Origin of the sequence: Streptomyces mexicanus, assembly GCF_902506575.1 — a bacterium.
GTDB classification, from domain to species: Bacteria; Actinomycetota; Actinomycetes; order Streptomycetales; family Streptomycetaceae; genus Streptomyces; species Streptomyces mexicanus.
In genome coordinates, this window is the sequence record NZ_LR732544.1 from 4,674,037 (window position 1) to 4,681,202 (window position 7,166).

The window sequence follows — 7,166 nt, forward strand, 5'->3', positions numbered from 1 at the left end:
CCGACGGCCGGCGCGCCGCGCACATCCCTGAGCACCCCGGAGCCCCGGACACCAGCGACCGAACGAGCCGGCGACCGAACGAGCCGGTGACGGTCGACCGCAGCGGGATTCGACGGGCTGTCGCCTGGTTAGAAGACTCATTGTGTCGTCACAGAACGGACCGAAATGCATCGGGACGGTCTTGTGATCGTGAACACCGTGTTCCGCGGCGCCGTAGTGCTGGATACTGCGGGCAGCCGCCCCCGGTGACCGGTGCCGGACGCGGTGAGCTGGAGGGGACGGTTCGCGTGAGCGAGATACCAGCGAAGGCCACGGAGTCCGAGGACCCGTCGGACGGCGCGAGGACGGAGTCCGCGGGCGGCGGTGTCGATCAGACGCCACCCGCGGACGCGATGTGGCAGAGCAGTCCGCCCGGCTCCATCTACGACTACATCAAGGTGGCGTCCTTCTCCATCGGCCCGGACGGGCTCGTCGACCAGTGGAGCGAGCGCGCCGAGCAGTTGTTCGGCATCCCCGCCGAGCGTGCCGTCGGCATGGACCCCATCGAGGCCTTCATCGATCCCGACCTGCGCGAGCAGGGGCAGCGCAAGATGGCCGAGATCCTCGACGGGCGGGAGTGGACCGGCGTGGTCCCCTTCCGGCTTCCGGGCCGGCCGGACGACGCGCAGGTCCCGCGTGCGGAGAGGGACACGCGTGCCGGGCGCACCGAACGCGGCCTGCGTGGCCTGCGCGGTCTGGCCGAGGTGTACGTCATGCCGACGCGCACCGCCGAGGGCGAAAGGGCCGCCGTCTGCATCGTCGTGGACGTTCGCACCCTGCGCAGTATCGAGACCGATCTCGCCGCCTCGCAGGCGATTTTCGGCCAATCGCCGTTCGGTTTCCTGCTCATCGACACCGACCTGCGGATCCGCCGCGTCAACGAGCGCTTCGCCTCCCTCTTCGGCGGCAACCCCGACGACCACCGCGGCAAGGGCGTGCACGACTATCTGCCCCGTGCCGAGGCCGAGCGGGTCAGCGCCATCCTGCGCCGGGTCCTGCAGACCGGTGAGTCCATCACGGACATGAACGTCACCGGCTTCGTCCCCGGCTCCGACGAGCGGCGCCACTGGTCGGTCAACCTCTACCGGGTGCACAGCGGCAGCGGCCGGCCCATCGGCATCGCCTGGCTGGGGCTCGACGTCACGGCCCGCCGCGCCGCCGCCCGGGAGGCCGCCGCGGCCCGCCGCAACCTGGCCCTGCTCAACGAGGCCGGTGCCCGCATCGGCAACTCCCTGGACCTGGAGACCACCGCTCGCGAACTGCTGGACGTCGTCGTCCCCGGCTTCTGCGACCTGGCCACCGTCGACCTCTACCAGGGGCTGCTGGTCGGCGACGAGACGCCGCCCGGACTCGCCGACGGCAGCGCCGAACTGCGGCGCGTCGCCTTCGCCAGCGCGGTCTCCGGGGCGCCGTTCACCGCCACCGGCGAGCCCGTCGAGGTCGGCGCCGTCCACCACTACCCGTTCAACTCCCGCTGCGCCGACGCCCTGCGCACCGCCCGCCCGAAGATCGTGCCCGGCGAGGAGGGCGGCCTGGTGCAGTCCACGCTGGCCGTGCCGATGGTCGCGCACGACACCGTCGTCGGGCTCGCGCAGTTCGCGCGGACCAAGGGCAGCGAGCCGTTCGGCGACCGTGACCGCGACCTGGCCGTGGAACTGGCCGCGCGCGCCGCGGTGTGCATCGACAACGCCCGCCTGTACCGGCGCGAGCACGAACGCGCGCTGATACTGCAACGCTCCCTGCTGCCGCCCGGCGATCCGGAGGCATCCGGGCTGGACATCGCCTGCCGCTACCTGCCGGGCAACGCGGCCACCGGCCGGCCCAGCGAGGTCGGCGGCGACTGGTTCGACGTCATCGAACTCCCCGGCCACCGCACCGCGCTGGTCGTCGGTGACGTGATGGGCCGCGGTCTGCGGGCGGCCGTCGCGATGGGCGAACTGCGCACGGCCGTACGGACCCTGGCCCTGCTGGACCTCGAACCGGCGGAAGTCCTCTCCCAGCTCGACGAGATCGCCCGGGGCCTGGGCGCCCCCGGTGGCGTCCAACAGGCGACCCGCGCCGCCCGCCGCCCCCGCGAGGCCGACCTGTCGGAGGTCTACCTGGCCACCTGCATCTACGCCGTCTACGACTCCGTCACGCGCCGCTGCACCTTCGCCAACGCCGGGCACCTGCCCCCGGTCCTCGTCGAACCGGGCGAACAGGCGCTCATGCTGGACGTCCCGCCGGGCATGCCGCTGGGCGTGGGCGGCGAGCCGTTCGAGGAGGTGACGGTGGAACTCCCCGAGGGCGCGCTGCTCGCGTTGTACACCGACGGCCTGGTCGAATCCCGCGACCACCCCCTCGACGAGGGGCTGCAGGCGTTCGTCGGCGCCCTCACCGACCCCAACCGCCCCCTGGAGGACGTCTGCGACCACGTCCTCAACACCCTCGGCAGCCATCACGGCGAAGACGACATCGCGCTGCTCATGGCCCGCGTGCAGGGACTGCCCGCCGAGTCCGTGGGCGACTGGACCCTGCCGCGCGAGCCCCGCAGCGTCGGCCGCGCCCGCGAGCTGGCCCGCGGGCAGTTGCTCGCCTGGGACCTGGAACCGCTGGTCGACACCACCGAGCTGCTGGTCAGCGAGCTGGTCACCAACGCGCTGCGGTACGGCGAGGGCGAGATCAGGCTCCGTCTGCTCCTGGACCGCACCCTGGTCTGTGAGGTCTGGGACGCCGGTCTCGTCCAGCCCCGCCGCCGCCGCGCCCGCGACACCGACGAGGGCGGCCGCGGCCTGCAACTCGTCGGCCTCCTCAGCGCGGCCTGGGGCTCACGCCGCACGCCGCGCGGCAAGACGGTGTGGTTCGAACTCCCGCTCCCCGACGGCGGAAGCCCGCTGACGGATCCGGCGGAGGCGCTGCTCAGTCTGTTCTGAGCCGCAGGTGAGCGTCCTTGAGTGCGTCGACGAAGGCGGCGAAGGCGGCGGTGGGGAAGGCGAGGGTGGCGCGGGTGGGGGTTTTGGAGTCGCGGACGGTCGTGGTGGTTCCGCGGTGGGCGATCTCCACGCAGGCGTTGCCGTCGCCGCTCCCGGAGTAGGAGGACTTCCGCCAGTTCTCAGAGGTGGCCATGGGTTCCTCACAGCTCTTTCGCCAGCCTGTGGATGAGGTCACGCGACCGCTCAGGGCCAAGCGACACGGCCTCTACTCTACGGAAGAGCGTTCGAAACACCCCGAGTTGGGCGTCGGAGTCGATGAACAGCGCGCCATGCGGGCCATCACGCACCACGGTGTCCAGGCGTGGAACGGCGCCTCCCGCGTACACCATCGCGGCCGTCACGTCGGCGAAGTCGTCCAGTTCGAAGGGGATGACGCGCACAGTGACGTGGTCCGCTTCCGAAAGCTCCAAGATGCGGGCAAGCTGCGCTCGTGAGGCGTTGCGGCCACCGACCCTGATGCGCAAGGCCGCCTCGTGGATCACCGCTTTGTAAGGGATGGGCCTGTTCGTCTGGATGATGACGCGCCGCTGCATGCGGTGGCGGACACGCAACTCCACCTCGTCGGCGGGAAGCCGGGGGACCCGACAAGCGAAGAGCGCCCGTGCGTAGTCCTCGGTCTGAAGCAGACCGGGGACGTGCAGGAAGTCAACATCCCATCGATACGTGGCGTGGTGCTCCAACTCGGACAGGTCCAAGAACGATGTCGGCAGGCGCTCCCGATACTCCTCCCACCAGCCACGCGTGCGATCGGAGGCCATAGCGGCCAGGGCATCGACGAGAGCCTCGTCCGTACATGCGTAATGGGCGGCAAGTCGGCGCAATCGTTCTTCGCTCACGCCAGTAGTGCCGGCTTCGATCTGGCTGATCTGCACAGAGTTCACACCGAGCAGGGCCGCCGCCTCGCGAGCGCTGAGGCCGGCCGCGTCCCGCAACCTGCGCAACTCGACCGCCAGTCGTAGCTGTCGCGCTGTCGGTTCGCGTCTGGTGCCCATCCAGTGCTCCTTGTTCAACGCGCCTGCGACCGCGACTCGTTCGGAGTCAGGTTACGCGATCGGCTTGCTCCAGGTTAATTCTAAGGTCTACCGTCGGTGACGCGACGCACACGCTGCGGATTGCCGGGGTGCCGGAAGCGCACCGCTCCGTCCTGCCATGACGGCTGCGGCAGGCCACCGCCCGGCGACAGCCGCGCTTCTCCCTCACCGATCACACCGACAGGAGATGACGCATGCCTGGAACCGACGTCACCGCCGACCCGTGGGAGTACTGCCTGTACATCCCCAACGATCCACGCGCCGTCACGGTCAGCCGGCGCACCCTCCGCCTGATCCTGACCATGCACGGGCTGATCCGCCTGGTCGACCTGGCCGAACTCCTAGCCACCGAGTTGATCTCCAACGCGGTACGCCACACCAAGGGACCGGCCGCGCTCCGTGTCCGCTGGTCGGCCGGGGTGCTGCGGATCGGCGCGTGGGACGCCGACCCCACACCGCCGGAACCGCCTGTGCCGCTGGAGCAGGTGGTGGACCTGGAGGAGGGGCGAGGGCTGGCGCTGGTGAAGGCGTGCGCCGACCTGTGGGGGTGGCAGCCGCTGTCGCGGGAGGGCAACCGGGGGAAGGTCGTGTGGTGCGAGCTGGGGGCCGCGTAGGAGCAGGGTCCCGGGGTGCGATCCGGGCGACATCCGGGTGGGAACCCCGAAGTGCCGCCGTCAGTCCTTCCACCAGGCCGGGTCGCTGCAGCCAGTAGGCCTGCAGCGCTGCGACTGCATTGCCCTCGCCGTCAGGGCCCGGGGAGCTGTGGCAGGGAATGGCAACGCTCATGACTTGTCTCCCTGAGGGGCGCAGCTCCCACACGGCCTTCGGCTGTCCTCCTCGTCTGCCGGGAGAGCGCGTGTGGTGTCGTGCAGGCGCCTTGCTCAGGTGGGGAACTCACCGCACCAGTTTCGCTTGATGAGGACGGCGGGCAGGTAGTCGGACTCGACCTCGATGGGCATGCCCGCGTCGTAGGCGAAGCAGACCATGGCGAGGGGGGCGAGGGCGACGAGGCCCGAGGCCTGGAGCGCCCGGCTCTCCTCGCTCCAGTACTCCTTATGCCACTGGAGGGCGTTGGCGAGCGCCTGGTTGAAGCCTTCGTTGTCCTTGCGGATGAAGCGGTGGAACATCTCCATAGGCGGGTAGAGCAGCTTGCTCACCGTCTCCGGGTCGGCAACGGACTGCGGGTCGGTGCCGTCGATCGCGGTCACCAGCTTCTGGACGAGGTCCTGGTCTCCGCGCCAGTACGCCTGGCACGTCTCGATCCAGGCGTAGTGGTACGCCTCGAAGCGCGCGCCGTTCTCCCGGAGCAGGGACATCGGTACCTGGCACAGGGCGGTGATCCTGTCCTTCTCGCGGCAGATCACGGCCAGGTAGAAAGCGTTGAGCCAGGCGGCCGGGGTCACGTACCACTGCGGCCCGGTGGCCTGCAGTATGCGGTCCTTGTGGGCAATGCGGCACTGCACGTGGCCTTCGGTCGTGGTGGCTGCGGCGAACACGGCGGAGCCGATCTGCATCGCATTCACCCAGGCGTCCCACGTGGGGAAGATCGCCGCCCGTGGATCCAGCAGACAGTGGGACTTGGCGACAGTGAGAGCGATCTGGAGTGCGTCACCCAGCCGGGTCGAGCGTTCTTCCAGGCCATCGATCAGCTTCTTCGTGTTCTTCTGAAGGACAGCGAGGCCCTCTTCCGCGTTTCCTGTGGGGAAGGGATGGCGGGAAATGACCGTGACCAACGCATGCTCCCTTAGAAGATCTTGAAGTGCCTGAGTGTGGCGCCAGCATACTGGCCAGTGTTTTCAGTGGCCTGGACCAGGACGTACCTAAGGGTCCTGTTCTCGATGGCTGTCCGTATCTCCTCTGCGTACTTGGCGTCATTCGGGGAGAAGAGGGCCCGCTCGTCCATGTCGGCCAGAATCGTACGGACGTACTCTATGGTCCCCTGTTTTACTAGGGTGCCGCTGTCTCGATCCCCGCTGCCCTGACGCCAGTCAAGTGTGGCGTTGGGTCCCTTGGCCTCCACGATAATGAGGTTGCCATCCTTGTCACGCCACAGTTGGTCGAACCGTCTTGAGCCGTTGGGTGTCTCAGGCAGGTCGGTGATCTCTGTTGCTCCGGCGAATTCTTCCTGCCGAAGCATGTGGTGTCGCGCTGCCTCCTCGCCGAGGGCTTCGCCCAGTTTGCTGTTGTTGGGTACGCCTTGACCTACTGTTGCCACGAAGTGTTCATGCGCTTGGGCGAGGGCTTGCGCTGTCTCGGTTGTCGGGTTGGCATCGTAGGCCTTCTCGGCCTTGGCCAGTTCCATGCCTGCCGCTCGCTTGGCCGATACTTTGTCCAGATGGTCGAGGGCCTGCGGATCGACCGTGTCCCGGCCGCGTACGAGGTCTTCAAGGTGGTATTTCTCGGCGTCCGCGTACGGCAACGCATCGGCCGCCATCCAGCCGCCGCCCGGCTTCTCGACCAGCTTCGGCAAGAGCTGGCCATCGACCAGTTCCTCGGCATTGTTGCGCTTGCCGAGCCCCCACTTGTCGTAGTGCTCCGCACGCCAGGCCGGATCCTCGTTGGCGAGCCGCACATGTTCACGGGTGATTGCAGCTCGCTCCTCCGCGGTGCGCTGGTCGGCAGGCTTTTCGCGAGCAGCTTCGTACTCCGCTCGGTGTCGAGCCGCTTCATCGGAGTGGTGTGTGCCGTGGTCCGAACCACGGCCCGCGTCGTCACCGAGGTCGTGTGCATTGTCGAGGACGTCGTCGCCGACTCCGCTCACGTCGTCCAGGCCGCTTGCGCCCGTGGGCGGTTCTGCGCCGTGGCGGGGCAGGGAATGCTCTCCGGTACCTGGCGTGTCCCGGCCCGGGGTGGTGGCCTCGTCGGTGTGGCCGGCTGGTAGGTGGTCGTCGGCCCTCGGGCCGGGGACCGTGTGTTCCGGGGTGCCGGCGGGGACGTGGGTGTCGACGCTGTTCGTCGGTATCTCGGTGCCAATGTGACCCCCCGTCAGGTGGTCGGCAGTGCCGCCCGGGAGGTGGTCGGCCGTTCCCCCAGGGAGGTGGTCGGCGGTGCCGCCCGGGGGGGGGGTGGCCCCGTCGGGGGGGGGGGGGGCGCCGCCGGGGCGGGGGGGGGGTGGCTCGTGTAA

General features: G+C 69.3%; 6 protein-coding genes. 2 read left to right on the forward strand and 4 right to left on the reverse strand.

The annotated features are described in order from the left end of the window. Window positions 1-287 precede the first annotated feature (287 nt). Window positions 288-2,951, forward strand: coding sequence for a SpoIIE family protein phosphatase (locus GV126_RS21045; RefSeq protein ID WP_159669129.1), 2,664 nt, complete (start codon window positions 288-290; stop codon window positions 2,949-2,951). Here the strand turns inward: GV126_RS21045 and GV126_RS21050 are convergent. Both GV126_RS21050 and GV126_RS21055 read right to left on the reverse strand, forming a co-directional pair. Then, complete coding sequence (locus GV126_RS21050; protein WP_159669132.1) at window positions 2,938-3,144, reverse strand: DUF397 domain-containing protein; 207 nt, start codon at window positions 3,142-3,144, stop codon at window positions 2,938-2,940. The genes GV126_RS21045 and GV126_RS21050 overlap by 14 nt on opposite strands. Before the next feature lie 7 nt (window positions 3,145-3,151). Next, window positions 3,152-4,003 carry a helix-turn-helix domain-containing protein gene (locus tag GV126_RS21055; protein ID WP_159669135.1) on the reverse strand — a complete coding sequence of 284 codons (852 nt, stop codon included), beginning with the start codon at window positions 4,001-4,003 and terminating at the stop codon, window positions 3,152-3,154. A 233-nt stretch (window positions 4,004-4,236) separates the two neighbouring features. Between GV126_RS21055 and GV126_RS21060 the strand changes: the two genes are divergently transcribed. Then, window positions 4,237-4,656 carry an ATP-binding protein gene (locus GV126_RS21060; RefSeq protein ID WP_159669138.1) on the forward strand — a complete coding sequence of 140 codons (420 nt, stop codon included), beginning with the start codon at window positions 4,237-4,239 and terminating at the stop codon, window positions 4,654-4,656. A gap of 267 nt (window positions 4,657-4,923) precedes the next feature. Here GV126_RS21060 and GV126_RS21065 read toward each other — a convergent pair whose 3' ends face one another. Both GV126_RS21065 and GV126_RS21070 read right to left on the reverse strand, forming a co-directional pair. Next, window positions 4,924-5,775, reverse strand: a complete 852-nt coding sequence (locus tag GV126_RS21065) for an immunity 49 family protein (protein WP_159669141.1) — start codon at window positions 5,773-5,775, stop codon at window positions 4,924-4,926. 11 nt (window positions 5,776-5,786) lie between these two features. Continuing rightward, window positions 5,787-6,803 carry a hypothetical protein gene (locus tag GV126_RS21070; protein WP_185948016.1) on the reverse strand — a complete coding sequence of 339 codons (1,017 nt, stop codon included), beginning with the start codon at window positions 6,801-6,803 and terminating at the stop codon, window positions 5,787-5,789. Window positions 6,804-7,166 lie beyond the last annotated feature (363 nt).

Bases quoted from the DNA above. Each gene is read 5' to 3' on its own strand.
- GV126_RS21050 (WP_159669132.1), bottom strand. From the start codon at position 3,144: ATGGCCACCTCTGAGAACTGGCGGAAGTCCTCCTACTCCGGGAGCGGC.
- GV126_RS21055 (WP_159669135.1), bottom strand. From the start codon at position 4,003: ATGGGCACCAGACGCGAACCGACAGCGCGACAGCTACGACTGGCGGTC.
- GV126_RS21060 (WP_159669138.1), top strand. From the start codon at position 4,237: ATGCCTGGAACCGACGTCACCGCCGACCCGTGGGAGTACTGCCTGTAC.